14 protein-coding genes are annotated in these 20,567 nt (G+C 72.0%); 7 read left to right on the top strand and 7 right to left on the bottom strand.

Annotated elements, in window-relative coordinates:
* Positions 1 to 102: 102 nt before the first annotated feature.
* Positions 103 to 1,062, bottom strand: a complete 960-nt coding sequence (locus KUM03_RS11175; protein WP_217246883.1) for a LysR family transcriptional regulator — start codon at positions 1,060 to 1,062, stop codon at positions 103 to 105.
* Between the two features lie 106 nt (positions 1,063 to 1,168).
* Between KUM03_RS11175 and KUM03_RS11170 the strand changes: the two genes are divergently transcribed.
* Positions 1,169 to 2,122 carry an EamA family transporter gene (locus KUM03_RS11170; protein ID WP_217246882.1) on the top strand — a complete coding sequence of 318 codons (954 nt, stop codon included), beginning with the start codon at positions 1,169 to 1,171 and terminating at the stop codon, positions 2,120 to 2,122.
* Between the two features lie 18 nt (positions 2,123 to 2,140).
* Positions 2,141 to 3,775 (top strand): ribosomal protection-like ABC-F family protein, encoded by a 1,635-nt coding sequence (abc-f, locus tag KUM03_RS11165; RefSeq protein ID WP_217246881.1) that lies wholly within the window; start codon positions 2,141 to 2,143, stop codon positions 3,773 to 3,775.
* A 9-nt stretch (positions 3,776 to 3,784) separates the two neighbouring features.
* On the opposite strand, the gene KUM03_RS11160 is transcribed toward abc-f, so the two are convergent.
* Both KUM03_RS11160 and KUM03_RS11155 read right to left on the bottom strand, forming a co-directional pair.
* Positions 3,785 to 4,585 (bottom strand): sugar phosphate isomerase/epimerase, encoded by an 801-nt coding sequence (locus tag KUM03_RS11160; RefSeq protein ID WP_217246880.1) that lies wholly within the window; start codon positions 4,583 to 4,585, stop codon positions 3,785 to 3,787.
* Between the two features lie 106 nt (positions 4,586 to 4,691).
* Complete coding sequence (locus KUM03_RS11155) at positions 4,692 to 6,605, bottom strand: P-loop ATPase, Sll1717 family (RefSeq protein WP_217246879.1); 1,914 nt, start codon at positions 6,603 to 6,605, stop codon at positions 4,692 to 4,694.
* A gap of 120 nt (positions 6,606 to 6,725) precedes the next feature.
* Here KUM03_RS11155 and KUM03_RS11150 point away from each other — a divergent pair, with 120 nt between their 5' ends.
* Positions 6,726 to 8,489, top strand: coding sequence for a hypothetical protein (locus tag KUM03_RS11150; RefSeq protein ID WP_217246878.1), 1,764 nt, complete (start codon positions 6,726 to 6,728; stop codon positions 8,487 to 8,489).
* Positions 8,417 to 9,646: a serine/threonine-protein kinase gene (locus KUM03_RS11145; protein ID WP_308406297.1), complete on the top strand. Its 1,230-nt coding sequence runs from the start codon at positions 8,417 to 8,419 to the stop codon at positions 9,644 to 9,646. The genes KUM03_RS11150 and KUM03_RS11145 overlap by 73 nt, the downstream gene beginning before the upstream one ends.
* A 93-nt stretch (positions 9,647 to 9,739) precedes the next feature.
* Here the strand turns inward: KUM03_RS11145 and KUM03_RS11140 are convergent, their stop codons facing one another.
* Positions 9,740 to 10,786 carry a LacI family DNA-binding transcriptional regulator gene (locus KUM03_RS11140; protein ID WP_217246876.1) on the bottom strand — a complete coding sequence of 349 codons (1,047 nt, stop codon included), beginning with the start codon at positions 10,784 to 10,786 and terminating at the stop codon, positions 9,740 to 9,742.
* A 223-nt stretch (positions 10,787 to 11,009) separates the two neighbouring features.
* On the opposite strand from KUM03_RS11140, the gene KUM03_RS11135 reads away from it, so the two are divergent.
* From KUM03_RS11135 to KUM03_RS11125, 3 genes are read left to right on the top strand one after another with little or no spacing between them, the layout of a single operon-like run.
* Entirely contained in the window at positions 11,010 to 12,161 is a 1,152-nt protein-coding gene (locus KUM03_RS11135) for a Gfo/Idh/MocA family protein (RefSeq protein WP_217246875.1), read from the top strand.
* Positions 12,158 to 13,309, top strand: coding sequence for a dihydrodipicolinate synthase family protein (locus KUM03_RS11130; protein ID WP_217246874.1), 1,152 nt, complete (start codon positions 12,158 to 12,160; stop codon positions 13,307 to 13,309). The genes KUM03_RS11135 and KUM03_RS11130 overlap by 4 nt, the downstream gene beginning before the upstream one ends.
* On the top strand, positions 13,306 to 14,235 hold the full coding sequence (locus KUM03_RS11125) for a sugar phosphate isomerase/epimerase family protein (RefSeq protein WP_308406296.1): 930 nt from the start codon (positions 13,306 to 13,308) through the stop codon (positions 14,233 to 14,235). The genes KUM03_RS11130 and KUM03_RS11125 overlap by 4 nt, the downstream gene beginning before the upstream one ends.
* Here KUM03_RS11125 and KUM03_RS11120 read toward each other — a convergent pair.
* From KUM03_RS11120 to KUM03_RS11110, 3 genes are all read right to left on the bottom strand, one after another.
* On the bottom strand, positions 14,159 to 15,577 hold the full coding sequence (locus KUM03_RS11120) for a DUF6177 family protein (protein WP_217246873.1): 1,419 nt from the start codon (positions 15,575 to 15,577) through the stop codon (positions 14,159 to 14,161). The two genes, KUM03_RS11125 and KUM03_RS11120, sit on opposite strands and share 77 nt — an antisense overlap.
* Positions 15,574 to 19,581: a type VII secretion protein EccCa gene (gene eccCa, locus KUM03_RS11115; protein WP_217246872.1), complete on the bottom strand. Its 4,008-nt coding sequence runs from the start codon at positions 19,579 to 19,581 to the stop codon at positions 15,574 to 15,576. Before eccCa ends, KUM03_RS11120 begins: the two co-directional genes overlap by 4 nt.
* A 76-nt stretch (positions 19,582 to 19,657) precedes the next feature.
* A partial coding sequence (locus KUM03_RS11110; protein ID WP_254399184.1) for a hypothetical protein occupies positions 19,658 to 20,567 on the bottom strand: 910 nt, incomplete at its 5' end.

Raw genomic sequence — 20,567 nt, 5'->3', positions numbered from 1 at the left:
CTCCCGGCACTGCGCCGCCTCCCGATCGCGGAGCCGCCCGGCTCGGGCCGACGTGAGGGCCGCCCGCCCCCTCCCCTCCTCCCCCCCCGCCCCGCGCAGCGGTCAGTCGGCCCGGGCGGGCGTGGGGGCGGCGGGGGACGGTGTGACAGGGACGGGGCGGGTGGCGACGTTCGGCCAGTGGGACTTCAGGGTGCGCACCGTCTCCGCGATCGCCGGACGGCGCGCCGCGCCCGTGCGCCACAGCGCGTACAGGCGCCGTACCGGCATCGGGTCCAGCGCCACCTCCACCACCCCGGCGGGCAGCGGCCCGCGCCCCAGGCGGGGGATCAGGGCGACGCCCAGCCCGGCCGCGACCAGCGCGACGAGCGTCGGGTTCTCGTCGGCCTGGTGGACGACGTCCGGCTCGTGCCCCGCGCCCCGCAGGGTCCGCAGCAGCCAGTCGTGGCAGACCCGCCCCGGCGGCTGGCAGATCCACCGCTCCCCGCCCAGCTCCTCCCGCCGCACGGTGCCCCGCCCCGCGAAACGGTGCCCCTCGGGCACGAGCAGATCGCACAGGTCGTCCCCGATCACCGCCTGCTCCACCCCGGCCGGCGCGGGCAGCGGGGCGATGTCCCAGTCGTGCGCCACCACCAGGTCGACGGCGCCCTTCGCCACCAGGTCCACCGACAGATGCGGGTCGACCTCGGTGAGCCGCGTGTCGAGCGCCGGATGCCGCGCCGCGAGGTCGGCCAGCACGGCCGGCAGCAGACCGCGCGCCGCGGACGCGAACGCCGCCACGGTCAGCCGCCCCGCCGGCACCCCGCGCCGCTCCTCCAGCCGCGTCTCGGTCCGCTCCACGATGGCCAGCAGCTCACGCGCGGCCGAGGCCAGTTGCCACGCCTCGTCGGTGAGCCGCACCCCGCGTCCCTCCCGCTCCAGGAGCACGGTCCTGGTCTCCCGCTCCAGCTTGGCGATCTGCTGGGACACCGCGGACGGCGTGAAGCCCAGCGCGGCGGCGGCCGCGCCGACGGTGCCGTGCACGGAGACGGCGTGCAGGGCACGCAGCCGCTGAAGGTCCAGCATGACGACTCCCGGAACACCCGAAGCATTGAAGGCTTAGAAACGCTACATCCAACCGTGCAGCAATCATCGCTGGTGCTTCACGGTCGCGGAAGGCGATCCTCGACGCATGCGACCTTCCCACCTCTTCCTGGGCGTGCTCGTCGCCGCCGTCTGGGGCGTGAACTTCACCGTCATCGAGATCGGCCTCGACCACTTCCCGCCCCTGTTCTTCTCCGCCCTGCGCTTCCTGGCGGCGGCGCTCCCCGCCGTCTTCCTCGTGGGCCGCCCCAAGGTGGCCTGGAAGTGGATCGTGGCGGTGGGCCTGGTGCTGGGGGTCGCCAAGTTCGGCCTCGTCTTCGTCGGCATGGACGCGGGCATGCCGGCCGGCCTGTCGTCCCTCGTCCTCCAGATCCAGGCGGTGTTCACGGCGGTGATCGCGGCGGCGGTACTCGGCGAACGCCCGTCCCGCGTCGGGGTACTGGGCATGCTGGTGGCGCTGGCCGGCATCGTCGTGGCGGCGGTCGACGAGGGCGCCTCCGGCCCGCTGGGCGCCTTCGCGATGGTGGTGGGGGCCGCGGCCGCCTGGGGCCTGTCCAACGTCCTGACCCGCAAGGCGTCCCCGCCCGACGCCCTGAACTTCATGGTGTGGGTGTCCACCGTCCCCGTGCTCCCGCTCCTGGGTCTCTCCCTCCTGACGGAGGGCGCCTCCCGGGACCTCGCGGCGCTGCGCGGACTGGACTGGCAGGGCGCGGGCGCGCTGCTCTTCGTCGCCTGGGTCTCGACCGTGTTCGGCTTCGGCGCCTGGGGCTGGCTGCTGCGCCGCCACCCGGCGTCCACGGTGGCGCCCTTCTCCCTGCTGGTGCCCGTCTTCGGCATGACGTCGGCGTCCCTCTTCCTCGGTGAGCCGGTGACCGGGCTGCGGTGGTGCGCGGCGGTGCTGCTGGTGGGCGGGGTGGCGCTGGCCTCGCTGTCACCCCGCCGACGGAGAACGGAACGAGACGCCGCGTCTTGCGCTCCGGCCGCGTCCGGCGTAGAGTCACCGACACAACGAGACGAGACGTCTCGTCTGATCCCTCAGTAGTCCACCGAAGGGCCCCACTTGTTCCCAAGCGCCGCAGCACCCACCGCCGCCCGCCCCGCCGCCTCCCAGCTGACCGTCACCGACGTCACCAAGCGCTACACCCACCACGTCGTCCTGGACCGGGTGTCGTTCACCGTCCGGCCCGGCGAGAAGGTCGCCGTCGTCGGGGACAACGGCTCCGGCAAGTCCACCCTGCTCCGCCTCCTGGCCGGCGCCGAACGCCCCGACAACGGGGAGGTCACCGTCATCGCCCCGGGCGGCGTCGGACACCTGGCGCAGACCCTGGACCTGCCCGCCTCGGCCACCGTCGGCGACGCCGTCGACCTCGCCCTGAGCGACCTGCGCCTCCTCGAACGCCGCATCCGCGAGGCGGGCGCCGCCCTGGACGGCGACGAACCGGCCGCCTACGACCGGTACGCCGCACTCGTCGCGGAGTTCGAGGCACGGGGCGGATACGACGCCGACCGCCGAGTCGACGTGGCCCTGCGCCACCTCGGTGAGCCGGCCGGCCTGGACCGCGCCCGGCGGCTCGGCACCCTCTCCGGCGGCCGGCGCTCCCGGCTCGCCCTGGCCGCCACCCTCGCCTCGGCGCCCGAGCTCCTGCTGCTCGACGAGCCCACCAACGACCTGGACGACGAGGCCGTGGCCTGGCTCGAGGGGCGCCTGCGGGCACATCGGGGCACCGTCGTCGCCGTCACCCACGACCGCGCCTTCCTCGACCGGGTCACCGACGTGGTCCTGGAGGTCGACGACCACACCCGCTCGGTACGCCGCTACGGCGACGGCTACGAGGGCTACCTCACGGCGAAGGCCGCCGAACGCGCCCGTACGGCTCGGGAGTACGAGGAGTGGCGGGCCGAGGTGACCCGCCAGTCCCGCCTCGCCGACTCCCACATCGGACGCCTCGACGCGATCCCGCGCAAGGGCCCCTGGGCGTTCAGCGGCGCGGGTGCCTTCCGGGCCCGCTCCCGGGCGCACGGCGCCATGGGCCGCATCCGCAACGCCCGCGAGCGCCTGCACCGCCTCACCGAGAACCCGGCCCCCGCCCCGCCCGAACCCCTGCGGTTCACCGCCGCACTCCGGGGCACGGCGGACGACGGCGGCGTGGAGCTGGCCGGCCTGCGCGTGCCCGGCCGCCTCGCCCTGGACGCCCTGCGCGTCCCGGCAGGCGGACGGCTGCTGGTCACCGGCCCCAACGGCGCGGGCAAGACCACCCTGTTGCGGGTCCTCGCCGGCGAACTGGCCCCCGAGCCCGGCGCGACGGTACGACGCCCCGCGCGGGCCGGCTTCCTGCGCCAGGTGGCCGCGCCCATGACCGCAGAGGAGGAACGCCGATCCGTACGCGCGTCCTTCGGTGAGGACCGCGCCGATACGCTGCTCGCCCTCGGCCTGTTCCGCGCGGCGGACCTGGACCGGCCCGTCGGTGACCTCTCCACCGGGCAGCGACGCCGCCTGGAACTGGCCCGCCTGGTCGCCGAACCGCACGGTCTGCTGCTGCTCGACGAGCCGACGAACCACCTCTCGCCCGCCCTGATGGAAGACATCCAGGCCGCCCTGGCCTCCTACGAGGGCACTCTCGTCGTCGTCTCCCACGACCGGCGCCTGCGGGCGTCCTTCGACGGGCCCGTCACGGAACTGGCGCCCGCCTCGTGAGCCCGGCCGTCAGGCCGACTCGTTGAGCAGCCGCACCAGGTGCTCACGCCCCGCGTCCAGCAGACCGGGCAGCGGGTCGGCCGCCTCGTACCACCGCTTCTCGTACTCCCAGCACAGCCAGCCGTCCCAGCCCTCGCGCGAGAGCACCTCCACGCACTCGCCCAGCGGCAGCACACCGGCGCCGAGCGGCAGCGGGGTGGTGTCGTCGGCGGAGGCGATGTCCTTGACCTGGACGTACCCGAGGTGCGGGGCGAGGGCCAGGTAGCTCTCGGGGGGTTCCTCGCCGCCCAGCCAGGTGTGCATCACGTCCCACAGCGCACCCACCTGCCGGTGCCCGACCAGACCGAGGACGCGCATCGCGTCGGCGCCCGTGCGATGCGAGTCGTGGGTCTCCAGGAGGATGCGCACGCCGAGGTCGGCGGCGTACTCGGCGGCCGTGCCCAGCCGCCGGGCGGCCGTCGCGTCGGCCTCCTCGGGGCTCTGCTCACCGCCCCCGCCGGGGAAGACCCGGACGTACGGGGCGCCGAGATCACGGGCCAGTTCCAGCAGGCCGCGCACCTCGGCGAGCACGGCGTCGTCGTCGCCCGGCGCGGCGACCCGCGCGTACCCCGCCACGCCCAGCGGCTCGACGCCCGCCGCCTCGAACCCGGCCACGACCGCGGCCCGTTCGTCGGGCGTCAGGCCCGGGTGCACCGGTTCCTCCGGGTGGGCGCGCAGTTCGACACCGTGGTAGCCGTGCGCGGTCGCGAGCTCCAGCACGTCGCGCAGGGACAGGCCGGGGACACCGAGGGTGGAGAACGCCAGCTTCATGGTGACGGAGCGTACCCGCCCTTGCGGGGGTGTACGCCCAGTGCCGGTCGTACTCCGCTGCCAGGTCACCCCTGCCTCGAGCGGGAGCGAGCGGAGCACCACCACCTCACGGGGACGAATTCGATCCGCCGCCTCCGCCGAGTGCGCCCCCTGCCGCCCGGATCAGGGCCTTGGCCTCGTCCTCCAGGCGACGAGTCAGGGGGTCGTCGTGGATGCCGGATTCCCTCAGCTGAATGGCCAGGGCGCCCAGGTACCCGGATGCGGTGAGCACATGGTGAGTGACGTCGATGGAGGCGCCGCGGCCCAAGTCGTCCCGCGCGCGTCGGGCGTCGTCGAGTACATGACCGATCTGTGTCTGTACTGCTCCTCGCATGTCGAGCGGCAGACCTGCTCGCAGCAGTTGCCGGAGGAGGCGCTCACACGACCGGGTGACATCACCCAGCAGACGCGAGTCGCGACTCACGGCGAGTGACGCGTCCGAGCCCGACGATATCGCCAACTGGGAGACACCCCCATGGATGCCGCGTGATCTGCGAGGGCTGTAGGCGGCCAGGCCCACGGGCCCTCTGTCGCCCAGAGCGGGCCGGAAGCACGGATGCACGTGGAACTCCTCCTCCTCGGGTTGAGGAGGCGTCTGTGCGCCGTCCATGTAGACGACCTGATTGTTCCTCCTCACTCCGAGGAAACCGATGCCGAAGAGGACGTCGATGACGCCCTGAGTGGTCAGGCTCTCGGCGTAGTCGGTGAACTCCTCGTGCAATCGATGCCGGTGGGCGTCGAAGCGGGACGCCAGTGCGGACCGCATAACGACATATCCGTAGTTGTCGAACAGCAGGAACAAGCTGCTGAGGAAGGGATGCGTCACGGCGTATTCCCGCGCCAGGTCTGTCAACTTCCACCGTGAGAACTGCTCAGTGGCGGTCAGGACGTCTTCTTCTTCCACGTGCCGGTGGTTGCGCTGATCTGCGACGTCCCGACAGGCGTTGAGGAACTGGATGGTGTCCCTGGGCCTGGGGAGAGAACGTCTGTACAGGTACTCCGGTGTCGCCTCTCCGGACACGGAAGGACAGAAGAGGACACCCCACAGCTGCTCCGGCTGAAGATCGGTCTTGAGTGAAGCCGCGGCTCTCGCGAGGGCCATTTGGGCCAGCTCCTCCTGAGTCCAGATGATCCGCAACTCATCACTGTGGAATTTGTCGGCCTCGCTGAAGTGCAGCCTGTCGTAGATGTCCGACCGGAGGAACAGCGTGCAGCGGACCGCGCCGGAATACCGTCCTGTGACTTGTTTGCTTGCGAGAAGCAGGCCTGCGACAAGGGCGTGGCTGTCCGGATCGATGGTCCATATTTGCTCCAGTTGATCGACCAGGAAGAGCAGTGGGGGATGTGCGTCCCCACAGCCGAGTTCGTCGAACGCCTTCGCCACTCCCTCCTCGATCACTTCGAGCTGCCTACTGGCGCGTGCTCCCTCCGAAGCGCCGGCCAGCCCGAACCCGGCCTCGAACCCAAATGCGGCGAGGGACAGGTTCGCGGACTGGAGCCCTCTGGTCCCGCGACGCAGCCGGTCGTACAGGCCTTCCTGCTCCATCTCGTCGTTCTCGGAGAGAAAGCGGCGTAGAGCCCGGACCGATGCGCGCGTGCGCCAGCCGTGTGCGGCGCGTGCGTGCTCACACAGGTGCCGCGCCGCGTGCACGGCGAAGACGTAACGCCAGATGAGGGACTTGGCCGTATCACCGGAAACACCCTGCAACTCGAAGCGTCGCAACTCGTCACCAGCTGCGTCGTCCGGGGTGATCACCACGGTGGCCCCAGGATGCCCGTCGGGATCGGCGAGTCGGCGGCATATGGCGCTTTTGCCTGCGCCTTTTCGGCCAATGATCAGTGACTTTCGGCCGGAAAGCGCCTCGCGGTAGGCGTAATTCTGTTGAAAGACCATGCCATTGAGCAGGCCGTCCGTAAGATCATTCTCTGCGTCGTCCCGGCCGAAGAACAGATCGCTGATGGCGCTGTTGTCGCGGTACATGCCTTCTCCCCCCGTTTCGGCCCACGACCACTGAACTTCCGGAAATACTAGACGCGTCGGTCGATGTTCCGCAGGCATCCGAGCGTAGACGCGGGTGCGGGGTGCAGTCGGGGGAGAATCTTGGAAGAGCAGCAGTCCGTCTTGGAGGAGCTACTCGAACCTGTCCAGGCGGAAATGGAGGCTTTTCGTAAGGAAGTGATCACTGTGCGCCTGGAGCTGTCGGCTCTACGGAGCGAACAGGAAAAGATCACTGGCGGGGTGCTGTCGGCAGGCCACGCCGTGGAGGAGGTGCGACAGACGGTCGACACGACACACGAGACACTGACGGACTTCGTGGAGCGGTACGGCCGGCACCAGGTCGTCGCCAACGCGCAGGCCGAACTGACACAGTTGATCGTCATGTGGAAGGCCGACTTCGCCGGTCGGCGGCGGGTGCGGGCCCTGGCCCGCGGCCTCACGAACACCCTGACGAACCAGGCAGTGACGAAGGGGCTTGTGGACAGGGAGACTGTCCACGCCTGTGTGAGAGAGCAGTTCCTCACCGAGCCGACCTACTGGCTCGCCCCGGCGGTCGCCGCCCTGGCAGCACGGCACCTGTGTGAGCAGGCCACCGTATCCAGGGCGACGGCCCACGCCATGTACCTCGATTCGGACAAGTCGAAGCTGTTCCTGGCTCTCACCTGCTCCCGCCTGGGGCTATTGAGTGAGGCCGCCGGTTGGATGGACCGCTACCTCAATTCCCTCGACCGCGACGATCTGGGGCCCGAGTTCGCGGTGCTCCTGGAGGCCATCGCAAACTCCGAGCTCGGCTACGACGCCTACACGTACGCTCGTGAGGCCGTCACTCGATGGTTCCGTGAGGACCGGGCTGCTTTCAGGGGCCCAGGCACGGCATCGGCGGGCCGGCACGCTGCCCTCTGGAGCAGTCGCTTGATGAAGTTCGGCGGTGACCCTTCCGGTGAGCGCTTCGCCGTCCTGCGAGAGCTGGCCGCTGCGCAGTGGCCCACGCTGGCACGGGGCTGGGTCACTGCCACGGCTCTGGAAGGGGCCCTTGAATACCTGAGGTCCTTGCCGACCGCTGAGGAAGGTCCCTCCGGCCGGGATTTCACGCACACCGCACTGGACCACCTGATCGACCAGGAGGAGCCGGATGAGGAGGACGTACGTCTTCGTATGGCGCGGCTGCGGGCACTGATCAAGTGCGAAGGGGACGAGGAGGCAGCCGCCGCTGCGGTGGCCGAGTCGGCACGGGGTGGCGAGCGTCTCGACTTCGTGACCTTGCTGGAACGGGCCGTCTTCCAGCCGGACGAACTGGGCATGGGGGCGTCGGCGCGGCGCTTGGCGCTCGAATGCGTGTGGGAAAGTGTCCGGCTGTCCGCCTTGTCGATGGCTCAGTCGTCCGGTTCGTCGCTGCCTCCGACGGTAACTCTGTCCGTCGAGGACTGGTCCTGCGACTTCCCGACGGATCCGGTGCGTGTCTTCGACGTCGGCCGTGCGGCCGAGAGTCTGGTGAACCACGTGGAACTGCGCACGCATGAGGCGATCGATTCGATCGTGCCCACGTGGTGGCTGATCGGTGCTGCCGGTTGTCTCGCGATCCTGGACGGTCTGGTGTTGATTCCTCGGGCGAGCGGGCCGACCCTGCTGACGCTGTCCACCGTCATGGTCCTGCTCGTGCTCGTAGCCGTCGTCGGGGTGGCCCACGCGCCGTTCCGTCGGCGCATCAGGCGCGAGGCCGGGGAGCGGCAGCGCACGCAAGCAGGCTGGCTCCTGGTGAAGGCGGTCAGGGAGCTGGAAGTGATGCTCGCGGAGTGGAGGAGTGGCATTCGTTCCTCGGCAGCGCTGGAGGGACGGGCTCCGGGGCCGGAGAAGGAGACCGCGTGACGGGCGGGCGCGAGCTCGGTGACGGCAGGTACAGCCTGGACGGTCGTCTGGGTAAGGGCGGAATGGGCCACGTATGGCGGGCGTACGACAGGAGGCTGGGCCGACCCGTGGCGGTCAAGCTGATGGACATGGACCGCATGCGGGGTCTGCACCGCCGGGAGTCACTGACCGAGGACATGCGCGCGCGTTTCGAGAAGGAGTGGCAGTCCATGGCGCGGATCCAGAGCCCCTACGTCGCCGCCATCCATGACCGCGGAGAGGACCAGGGGCAGGTGTACCTGGTGATGGAATACGTGGACGGGAAGTCGCTGGACATGCACATGGGGCACGGGCACGCGCTCACCCTCGAACAGACGGTGCGCTGGTCGGTACAAGTCTGTGAAGGCCTGGCCGACGCCGGCGATGTGGAAGTGGTCCACCGTGACATCAAGCCGGCGAACATCATGATCAACGAACGGGGCAATGCGAAGATCGTGGACTTCGGTCTGGCTCGGCTGCTGGACATGTCGGAAACGCTCGGTGCCGGAGCCACATGGCGCTACGCAGCCCCCGAACGCTGGCAGCAGCATCCCGGGGACCACCTGAGCGATCTCTATTCCCTCGGTTGTGTGATGTACGAGATGGTGACCGGCACGCCGCCCTTCACGAGCCGTGACTCCGACCTCATGGCGGTCGGACTGATGCACCTCCAGCAAACGCCCGTCTCTCCCAACGACGTCCGTCGGGGCGTCCCCGACATGCTCAGCGCGTTGATCATGCAGTTGCTGGCCAAGCGGCCCGAACAGCGACCACAACACGCGCGGGACGTCATTCGGGCGATCCGCCGGGTCGAGTACACGCCTGACTCCGGGCGGGGCGGTCCGGAGCAGGACGCACACGTGGGCACGCCACACGTGAACACGGACTACGTCCACCAGATCCGCGAAGCAGAGCAACGTGTGCGGCACCTTCGAGTGAGCCATGAGGAGTCCACCGCGCCACTCATCGAAGCCCGCTTCGAACTGGCGGAGCTGATCGGCCTGTCAGGAGACTCCCGCGGCGCGGCCGATCAGTACGAAAGCCTCGGCAACGACTGCAAGCGGCTTCTCGGACCGAACGACTCGAGAGCACTGGACGCCTTCGAGGCCATGGCCCGTTGGATCGGTGTGTCTCCCTGAGCACCAGCGCACTGGCGCTCGCCAGTCGCTCCGCCGTCGGGGCGTACCACACGGTCGTGGGTGTGTCGGCTGCGCGGACAGCGCCCGCGGGCTTCACTCCCGAGGCCCTCCGGAGGACCCCCGCACCATCAACTCCCCCCGCACCGTAGCGATCCCCCCGATCGGCGCCTCCTCCCGTCCCATCGCGATCCGCCCCGCCCGCGCCCCCGCCTCCGCGAGCGGCAGCCGGACCGTCGTCAGCGCGGGCACCGCGTCGATGCTGAACGGCAGGTCGTCGAAGCCGGCCACCGACACGTCCGCCGGAATCCGCAGCCCGGAGTCCCGCAGCGCCGCGCACGCGCCCAGCGCGACGGTGTCGTTCGCGGCGACGACGGCGGTCAGCGTCGGGTCCCGGCGCAGCAGCTCCAGCGTCGCCTCGTAGCCGGACTGCCGGTCGTAGCGGCCGTGGACCGTCCAGCGGGCGTCCTCCTCGACGCCGTGCGCCGCGAGCGCCGCGCGGTGGCCCTCCAGCCGGTGCCGGGTGGTGGTCCGTTCCTCCGGGCCCGCGATGTAGCCGAGCCGCCGGTGGCCGAGGCCGATGAGGTGCTCGGTCAGCTCCCGGCCGCCCCCGCGGTTGTCGAAGGTCAGCGCGATCGCCCCGGTCTGCGGAGCCGGCGGCCGCCCGCACAGCACCACCCGCGTCCCGGCCTCCGTCAGCTTGCGCAGCTTCGCCGCCACCGCCGCCTGGTGCGCCGCGTCCTCCATCGCACCGCCGGTCAGCACGACGGCCGCCGCACGCTGGCGCTGGAGCAGGGTGAGGTAGGTCAGCTCGCGTTCCGGAGTGCCGCCGGTGTTGCAGACCACGGCGAGTCTCTCGCCGCCCGCTCTGCCGCCCGGCCCGCCGATCTCGGACTGGATCGCGCCGGCCATGATGCCGAAGAAGGGGTCGGCGATGTCGTTGACGAGGATGCCGACCAGGTCGGAGGTGGCCGCCGCCAGCGCGCTCGCGGGGCCGTTGAGGACGTAGTCCAGTTCGTCGACCGCCTTGAGCACCCGCTCGCGCGTGGAGGCGGCGACGGGATAGTTCCCGTTCAGCACGCGCGACACCGTCGCGGGGGAGACCTGGGCGCGGGCCGCCACGTCCGCCAGGGTCACCGTCATGTCCTAGTCCTCCGCCTCGCGCCTGTGCCGTACACCGGCCGTGCACCGCCGTCCCGTCCCAGGTGACCTTACGACCACGGCCCGCCGCCGTTCGTCCCCTCGAACAACTCGCCCAGGCCCCGGTCTTGTCCAGACCACCGTCCACAGGCTAGCTTCGTATGGCATAGAAAGCGCTTGCTGTACCGCACTACCTCCACCTCACCGCCCGTACGAAGGGAACGACGTGACACGCAAGACGGTGCGAATCGCCATGAACGGTGTGACCGGGCGCATGGGCTACCGCCAGCACCTCGTCCGCTCCATCCTGGCCCTCCGCGAACAGGGCGGCCTCGACCTCGGCGACGGCACCGTGCTGTGGCCGGAACCGGTCCTGGTCGGCCGCCGCGAGCACGCCCTGAAGGCGCTCGCCGAACGGCACGGCCTCGAGCACGTCTCCACGGACGTCGACGCGGTCCTCGCCGACCCGTCCGTGGACATCTACTTCGACGCCCAGGTCACCTCCGCCCGCGAGGAGGCGATCAAGAAGGCGATCGCCGCGGGCAAGCACGTCTACACCGAGAAGCCGACGGCCACCGGCCTCGACGGCGCCCTGGAGCTGGCCCGCCTGGCGAACGCCGCCGGCATCAAGCACGGCGTCGTCCAGGACAAGCTGTTCCTTCCCGGCCTGCTCAAGCTCAAGCGCCTCATCGACGGCGGCTTCTTCGGCCGCATCCTCTCCGTGCGCGGCGAGTTCGGCTACTGGGTCTTCGAGGGCGACTGGCAGGACGCCCAGCGCCCCTCCTGGAACTACCGCGCCGAGGACGGCGGCGGGATCGTCGTCGACATGTTCCCGCACTGGGAGTACGTCCTGCACGAGCTGTTCGGCCGCGTGAAGTCCGTCCACGCCCTGGCCACCACCCACATCCCGCAGCGCTGGGACGAGAACGGCAAGCCCTACGACGCCACCGCCGACGACGCCGCCTACGGCGTCTTCGAACTCGACGGCGGCACCATCGCCCAGATCAACTCCTCCTGGGCGGTCCGCGTCAACCGCGACGAACTGGTCGAGTTCCAGGTCGACGGCGCCGAGGGCTCCGCCGTGGCGGGACTGCGGGGTTGCCGCGTGCAGCACCGCTCCGCCACCCCCAAGCCGGTCTGGAACCCGGACATCCCCGCCACCGAGGCCTTCCGCGACCAGTGGCAGGAGGTCCCCGACAACCAGGACTTCGACAACGGCTTCAAGGCCCAGTGGGAGCTGTTCCTCAAGCACGTCTACGCCGACGCCCCCTACCACTGGGACCTGCTGGCCGGCGCCCGCGGCGTCCAGCTCGCCGAACTGGGCCTGAGGTCCTCGGCCGAGGGCCGCCGCCTCGACGTGCCGGAGATCGCGCTGTGACCCTCCACCTGCCGAACGCCGACGGCACCGTACGCGCCCACGAGCCCCGCGCCGAGCCCCTGGCGCTCTCCCCGGGAAGCGCTTTCACCTCCCGTACGGTCTTCTCCGCCGCGCATGTCGTCGCCGACCCCTACGCCGACACCACCCCCGACTCGCCCGCCGCCGTCGACTGGGACGCCACCCTCGCCTTCCGCCGCCACCTGTGGTCCCACGGGCTCGGTGTCGCCGAGGCGATGGACACCGCCCAGCGCGGCATGGGCCTGGACTGGGCCGGCGCCGCCGAGCTGATCCGCCGTTCCGCCGCCGAGGCGAAGGCGTGCGGCGGCCGCATCGCCTGCGGCGTCGGCACCGACCAACTGACCGCCGGCACTCTCAGCGAGGTCCGGGCGGCCTACGAGGAACAGCTCGCCGTCGTCGAGGAGTCCGGCGCCCAGGCCATCCTGATGGCCTCCCGCGCCCTCGCCGCGACCGCGCAGGGCCCGGACGACTACCTGGAGGTCTACGGCCACCTCCTGCGCCAGGCCGCCGAACCGGTGATCCTGCACTGGCTGGGCCCGATGTTCGACCCGGCCCTGGAGGGCTACTGGGGCTCGTCCGACCTCGAGGCGGCGACCGGCACCTTCCTGGAGGTGATCGCCGCCCACCCCGACAAGGTCGACGGCATCAAGGTGTCCCTCCTGGACGCCCGGCGCGAGGTCGAGCTGCGCCGCCGCCTCCCGCAGGGCGTGCGCTGCTACACCGGCGACGACTTCCACTACCCCGAGCTGATCGCCGGCGACGAGCAGGGCTTCAGCCACGCCCTGCTCGGCATCTTCGACCCGCTGGGCCCGCTGGCGGCGGAGGCGGTCCGCGTCCTCGACACGGGGAACACGGAGGGCTTCCGCGCCCTCCTCGACCCCACCGTCGCCCTTTCCCGCCACCTCTTCCAGACCCCCACCCGCTACTACAAGACGGGCGTGGTGTTCCTGGCCTGGCTCGCGGGCCACCAGAGCCACTTCACGATGGTCGGCGGCCACCAGTCGGCCCGTTCGCTGCCGCACCTCGCCCGCGCCTACGAACTCGCCGACGGCCTCGGCCTGTTCCCGGACCCGAAGCGGGCCGAGGAGCGGATGCGCACCCTGCTGTCGCTGTACGGAGTGGACCAGTGAGCGATCTCGCGCGTTTCAGCATCAACCAGATGACGGTCAAGCAGCTCTCCCTGCCCGAACTGACCACCGCCTGCCGCGAACTCGGCGTCGGCAACGTCGGCCTGTGGCGCGAACCGGTCCAGGCGTACGGCGTCGAGGCCGCGGCGAAACTGGTCCGCGACGCGGGCCTGACCGTCACCACCCTGTGCCGCGGCGGCTTCCTCACGGCGACCGACGCGGACGAGCGGGCGCGGGCCCTGGCCGACAACCGCCGCGCCGTCGACGAGGCCGCCACCCTCGGCACCGACACCCTGGTCCTGGTCTCCGGCGGTCTCCCGGCCGGCGACAAGGACCTGCGCGCCGCCCGGGAGCGCATCGCGGACGCGCTGGCCGAGCTGGGCCCGTACGCCGAGCGGCACGGCGTACGCCTCGCCATCGAACCGCTCCACCCCATGTACGCCTCAGACCGCTGCGTGGTCTCCACCCTCACCCAGGCCCTGGACCTCGCCGAACGCTTCCCGGCCCGCCAGGTCGGCGTCACCGTCGACACGTACCACATCTGGTGGGACGACCGGGCGCCCGAGCAGATCGCCCGGGCCGGCGCGGGCGGCCGCATCCACACCTTCCAGCTCGCCGACTGGACCACCCCGCTGCCCGAGGGCGTCCTCAACGGCCGCGGCCAGATCGGGGACGGCGCGATCGACATGCGGGAGTGGCAGGGGTACGTGGAGGCGGCCGGATACACCGGCGCCATCGAGGTCGAGCTGTTCAACGAGGGGCTGTGGGCCCGGGACGGGCGGGAGGTGCTGGCCGAGACGGTGGCGCGGTTCCTGGAACACGTGGGCCGGGAGCTGCCCCCGGAGAACGGCGTCAAGCCTCCGGCCGCCCCGGCCCCGTCCCCGGCACACCGGCCCGCAGATGCGCCGCCAGACGGCGCAGCCCGATGAGGGCACCGGCGTCCGACCCGTCGCCCAGTGGGTAGTGCAGGGCGGGTTCGGCGGCGGGCCCCAGGACGACGGGCCGCACCTCGACGGGCGGGCGACGGGCATGGGTGAGCCCGATACCCCGCACGTCCCGCGCGCCCAGAGTGAAGGCGACCGGGACGGGCGGCGCCTGGAGCACGGGAGGCGTGGTGAGATCGCGGGAGGCCCGCCGCACCGAGGCCAGCATCGTCGTCAGACCGTGTTCCACGACGAGGGTCTCGGCAAGCGGCCCGACCGCCTCCAGGGGCGGTTCCTCACCCTCCCCGTACCCGAGGGTGAGCGTCAAGTCCTGCTCGACGCCCGCGGTGGTCCGCGTGATCCGGATCCAGGCCAGCGCCGGCCGGCCGGGATGCCCCGTCACGAGCAGATGGGTCGGCTCGGGGGCCCGGTCACGGGCCAGATCGGTCAGCCGGCGTGGTGACCAGGGCAGGTTGACGGGTTCCGCGGTGCCCCAGCCGGCCGGGGCCGAACCGGTGAGCGCGCGCCAGGCCGCCTCGAGCGCTTCGCCCAGGACGACGTCCTCGTGCGCGGGGAGAGTCGTACGGAACGCCACGACGAGTTGCCGGTCCCCTGTGGGGCACGTCCGGCCGAACGCCTCGGCGACCGAGGCGGTGCCGTCCGCCCCGAGCGCGGGCGTGAACGTCCCGTCCTGCCAGCGCAGCACCGTCCCGGACAGCCCGTCGTAGTAGCCCTGTGCCGGGTCCTGGACGACCCAGCGGTTGGGAACCTGGAGGAGGGTGGCGCGGGCGGGGGCACTGAGCCGGACGTGCGGCGGGGTGACGATCTGCAGGGCGCGGTCCGTCTCGGAGGTGCCGCGCAGCACCTCCGACAGCCAGGTGGTCAGGGCGAGGACGGGACGGTCGGCCAGGACTACCGAGGTGGTGTCGGTGAGGACGTCGACGACCGGCTGCCCGTCGTCCGGCGCGACGGCCGCGGGCATGTCCACCACCTCGGTGCTCGCCGCCGGCTCGGGCCAGATGCCGCCGCCCAGCAGCAGGGCGAGCCGCCCGCACACTGATGCCGCCAGTCGCTCGGCCCCGGGCACGGCGCCGGAGGCCCGGGCCTCGGTCCACCAGAACGGCACGGGCATGTCCCGCCCGAGCAGCCGTTCGGCCTCGCCGGGGACCTGGACGAGCTGCGGGGCCTCCACGGACACGAGGGGCCTGCCGTCCGGGGCGCACAGCCGCAGCACGGCACCCTGGGACCCGGCGGTCACGGCTGCCTCCGGGCCGCCCGCGTACAGGCCGGCCAGCAGGGCCCAGGTGTCGGGCATCTTCGGGGTGAGGGCGATGACGTCCTTGGTCACGACTCTCCTTCTCCGGCCCCGGTCAGCGCGGTCTGCACGAGTTGGTGGCGTCGGCCGCGGCGGACCAGGGTGCCCCGGCCCGGCGGCTGCTGGGAGGCGTACAGGCCGGGAAAGAGCTGTCCTTCGGTGCGGTCGCCGGTCATCACCAGGGCGGTGGCGCCCGTCTCGCGCAGGGTGGTCAGGAGCGGCTCGTAGAGCGCGCGGGAGGCTCCCGCGACGCGGCGCGCCAGGACGACGTGCAGGCCGATGTCCTGCGCGGAGGAGATGTACGGCAGGAAGGGAGCGAGGGGCTGCTGTCCGGCGGTGGTGAGGATGTCGTAGTCGTCGACGAGGATGACGATGCGCGGGCCCCGGAAGGCGGGTTCGCCGGTCTCGGGCCCATCCGGGTCGGCGGTCTCCGGCAGCCGTTTGTCGAGTTCGGCGGCGATGCCCGTGGAGAGGGCGGCGGCGAGCGTGGCGTTGTGGGCGTAGCCGCCCCGGTACGGTTCCGGGACGACGCCGCGCAGACCGCGGCGGGGGTCGAAGACACCGAAGACCAGTTCGTCGTCGGAGTACCGCTCGACGAGCCCTGCGACGATCAGCTTCAGCAGGTTCGTCTTGCCGCACTCGTTGTCGCCGAGGACCAGCAGGTGCTGGTCGCTGCCGAAGAGGTCGAGCAGTACGGGGGCGAGGGCGTCCTGGTCGAGGCCGACCGGTATCCGCAGCGGCTCGGCGGACGCCGAGGGCAGCCGGGTCGTCGGCAGCCGGGTCGGCAGCACCCGCACCGGGGCGGCGGGTTCGCCGTGCCAGGTGGCGCGGACGGTCCGGGCCGCCTCGTCCAGGGCGGGGCCCAGGTCACCGGTCGTGGCGGAGCCGTCGACGCGGGGCAGGGCGGCCTGCGCGAACAGCTTGCCGTCGGTGAGCACCCGGCCGGGCACGTCCGGTGAGAGGGTCTGGGAGAGCTTGCGGTCGACGGAGGAGTCGGCGGGGTCGTTCAGGCGCAGTTCGGCGCGGGTACCGAAGAGCGACTGGGTGGCGATGCGGACGTCGTTCCAGCGCAGCATGCCCGCCACCACGTGGATGCCGTAGCCGCCGCCACGCTTCAGCAGGTCGGCGACCGGCTCGTCGAGGTCGGCGAAGTCGTCGCGCAGCGCGCCGAAACCGTCGACCACGAGCACGACGTCGGTGGAGCCGAGCTGCGGCAGTCGGCCTTGGGAGCGGAGCCGGCGCAGTTGGTCGACGGAGTCGATGCCGTGCTCGCGGAACAGTTCCTCGCGCTCAGCGAGCATGGTGCGCACCTCGGCGACCGTGCGGGCCGCGCGCTCCCGGTCGGCCCGTCCGGCGATCCCGCCGACGTGCGGCAGGGCGGCCAGCGCCGACAGGCCGCCGCCGACCAGGTCCAGGCCGTACACAGCGACGTCGCGGGGGGTGTGGGTGACCGCCAGGGACAGTACCAGGGTCCGCAGGAGCGTGGTCTTGCCGGACTGGGGGCCGCCGATCACGGCCACGTGACCGCCGGCCGTGGTCAGGTCCAGCACCCACTGGCCCTGCCACTGGCGGGCCGGGTCGTCGAGCACGCCGAGCGGCACCCGCATCCCGCCGGCGGCGCGCGCCAGGTGCAGTCCGTGCTCGGAGACCCGGACCGGTCCGGCGGCCGTGTCGAGGGCGACGGCGTCCGGCAGCGGGGGCAGCCAGACCCGGCGCACGGTGGGCGCGGCGCCGGTGAGTCGGCCGACCATGAGGGACAGGACGGTCGGGCCGGTCTCCCGCCGGGTGGCGGAGGGTTGCGCCGCCGGCTCCTCGTCCCGCTCCGCGGTGTTGTACGCCGGGTAGGGCCGGGCGAGCGGCTCTTCGTCCCGCTGCTCGCCCCCCACCGGGCCTCGGTGGGCGCCGGAGACGTAGCCGGCCTTGAACCGTTCGTAGACGGAGGTGTCGACCTTCAGGTAGCCGAATCCGGGCAGGGGCGGGAGATGGAAGGCGTCGGTGGTGTCGAGGACCGTCCGGGACTCGTCGGCGGAGAAGGTGCGCAGGCCCAGCCGGTACGACAGATAGGTGTCCAGGCCCTTGAGCTTGCCGCCCTCGATGCGCTGGCTGGACAGCAGCAGGTGGACGCCGATGGAGCGGCCGATGCGGCCGATGGACAGGAACAGATCGATGAAGTCTGGTTTCGCGGTGAGGAGTTCGCCGAACTCGTCGATGACGACGAACAGGTGCGGGAGCGGCTCGAGGTCCGGCCGCTCCGTCGCGCGCAGCACCGCGTGGTGGCCGATGTCGGCGACGTTGCCGGCGTCCTTCAGGACCTGCTGGCGGCGTTTGACCTCACCGGCGAGGCTGGTGTGGACACGTTCGACGAGCCCGGCCTGGTTCTCCAGGTTGGTGATCATTCCGGCGGTGTGCGGGAGTTCGGCGAAGGGGGCGAACGTGGCGCCGCCCTTGTAGTCGACCAGGACGAGCGCCAGGTCTTCCGGGGAGTGGGTGGCGGCCAGGGCGAGGACGAGGGTGCGCAGCAGCTCGCTCTTGCCCGAACCGGTCGCGCCCACGCACAGACCGTGCGGGCCCATGCCGAGCTGGGAGGATTCCTTCAGGTCCAGCAGGACCGGTTCATGACGGTCCGTGACACCGATGGGTACGCGGAGGAAGTCGCGTTCGCTGCGGGGCTTCCACAGGATGGGCAGGTCGAGACCGGCGGGGTCGGCGATGCCGAGGAGGGCGGGGAAGTCGACCGGCCCGGTGACGGGGCTTCCTTCGGCGACGGACTCCGGTGACAGCCGCAGCGGGGCCAGCAGCCGGGCGATGCCCTCCGCCCCGGCCGCGGTGACCGGGTCGGCGCTGCCCTCGGCGGTGACCGGCGCGGCGGTGCCCTCGGCGGCGGGACCACGCAGGTCCTCGACGGCCACCCGCTCGCCCTGGACGGTGATGCGCACGCTCACCTCGTCCGGCTCGTGGACCCGCTCCTGGAGGAGATGCACCACGGTGACCCCCATGTCCGGCAGCCCGACCGCCGAGTCCGGACGGGGCAGTTCGGCGGCCGTCTCACCGTGGGCGTCGACGACCACCAGCAGCCGGCCCACTAGTCGCAGCGCGTTCCGGTCGGCCAGACCGCGCCGCACCTCCGCCGCGTACGCGGACCGCCGGCCCAGCTCGTGCCGCAGCGCTCCGGCCAGCTGCCCGAGATCCGGCGCGATCCGGCGTGCGGCCACCGGACCGTCGTGCGCCTGCGGATCCAGCACATGGGGCAGCCACTTCGCCCACTGCCAATCGGCGATCCGCTCGCCGGGCACGGCCAGGGCGAGCGCGACGTCATCGGGAGCGTGCGTCACCGCCGTCTGCGCCAGCAGCGCCCGGACGACCCGCAGGACATCCTCCCGGTCACCGACGACGCTGACGTTCCCCGCCCGGTCCAACGGCACCGTCAAGGGCACGTCGGCGGCCGTCGCGAACCGGCGCTGCAGGGCGCGCGCCTCGTTGAGCATGAACGGGTCCGGCGGCGTCAGCACCCCGCCGGCGCCGCTCTGCTGGATCGTCGGCTCCTGGGCCGGTACGTCACCGAGGCCGACCCGCACCCGCAGGAAGTCGGCGTCCCGGCGGCGCCGTTCCCACAGCCGGGCGGGGTCCCGCACCAGGTCGTACAGGGCCTCCGGCGGCGGATTCAGCTCCCGCTCCGCGTCCCGCAGCCGGCGCTCCGCGGCGCCGAGTTCCTCCCGGAGTTCCTCCAGGTACTCCAGGTAGCGCTCACGCTGGGTGCGCCGGGTGCGCTGAGCCTTGCCGCGCTGCGACAGGAACAGCGCCACCGCCCCCAGCAGCGCGAAGACCAGCACGACCGCGCCCACCACCGCGAAGCGGCTGTTGCGGACCACGGTCATCATCACCACGGAGCCCAGGACGCCGGCCATCGGCAGCAGGGTGGTGGCCGCGTTGCCGATCTTCCCTTCGGGCAGGTTGGGCGGCGCCTCGACCGTACGGGGCCGGGCGGGCTCGACGGGACGGGTGCTACGGGCGGGCCGGTGGACGATCTGCAGGGTCACGGGCGTACTTCTCCGGAGCGGGTCGTGGCGGAGACGGGGTGGGGCAGGCACGAGCCGGGGCGCCCCGGCCGGACACTCACCGCACCCTCACCGCGCGCCCCATCACCTCGGCGGCCAGCCGCAGCACGGCCTGTTGCGTGGCGTGTGCCAGGAGGTCGGTGCGGATGGGGCCGCCGCCGGCCAGATGACGGTCGTACGGCACGGTGACGACGGTGACGCCGGCTTCCTTGAGATGCCCGGCGGCCGTCCCCTCGTCGAGGAGCGTGTCGGGGGTGCTGGTCATCAGTGCCACGACCGTCGTGGCCAGAGCCGAGTGCGGCAACAGCGCCAGCCAGTCCAACACCTGACGGGTGGCGGCGACGCCCTCTGCCGTGGTCGGCGCGACCACGACCCGGGCGTGCGCGGTGTCCATCGCCGTACGGGCCACCTCGCCGGGGAGCGTCTCGCAGTCAACCACGGTCACCGCGAAGTAGCGGCGCAGTGCCAGTGTCACCTTGCGGTACGCCGTCATGTCGAGCGGCGGACCGACCTGGCCCCGGCTCGCGGGCAGCAGCCAGCCGCCGTCGGGCACCGGCACCAGGTAGCCGGTCACGTCCGTCAGCTGCATGGAGGGGTGGAGGATCGGTGCGAGATCGGCGCACGTCCAGCGCACCGCCTCGGCACCCATGCGCACCGGCAGGGTGCCCAGCGCGGTGTCCGCCTCCAGGGTCAGCACCGGGTCGTGCCGGTAGTGGTTGAGGGCGCGCCCGAGCAGCGCGGAGACGGTGGACTTGCCGACACCGCCACGGATGGAGGTGACGGCCACCACCCGGCCCGTGGTGACGGGCTGCTGCAACTGCCGTGCGATCTGCGTCTGATCGGCGACGTCCTGTGCCACGGACGAGGTGAGCTTGCGCAGCGTCCGCCCTGTACGCCGGGTCACGGAGTCGCCGTGCAGGGGGCGACCCAGGGCGAGGAGGAGGCGGGGATCGAGGGTGGGGGAGGGC

It is taken from the genome of Streptomyces sp. AC602_WCS936 (assembly GCF_019049125.1).
Classification (GTDB): domain Bacteria; phylum Actinomycetota; class Actinomycetes; order Streptomycetales; family Streptomycetaceae; genus Streptomyces.
Note: the sequence above shows the minus strand (reverse complement) of the source record. Positions and strands in the feature narration are given on the sequence as shown.

What these genes read in the sequence shown, in the direction of transcription:
- KUM03_RS11140 (WP_217246876.1), bottom strand. Translation starts at nt 10,786, where the DNA reads ATGACGGTGACCCTGGCGGACGTGGCGGCCCGCGCCCAGGTCTCCCCC.
- KUM03_RS11170 (WP_217246882.1), top strand. Translation starts at nt 1,169, where the DNA reads ATGCGACCTTCCCACCTCTTCCTGGGCGTGCTCGTCGCCGCCGTCTGG.
- KUM03_RS11175 (WP_217246883.1), bottom strand. Translation starts at nt 1,062, where the DNA reads ATGCTGGACCTTCAGCGGCTGCGTGCCCTGCACGCCGTCTCCGTGCAC.
- KUM03_RS11160 (WP_217246880.1), bottom strand. Translation starts at nt 4,585, where the DNA reads ATGAAGCTGGCGTTCTCCACCCTCGGTGTCCCCGGCCTGTCCCTGCGC.
- KUM03_RS11155 (WP_217246879.1), bottom strand. Translation starts at nt 6,605, where the DNA reads ATGTACCGCGACAACAGCGCCATCAGCGATCTGTTCTTCGGCCGGGAC.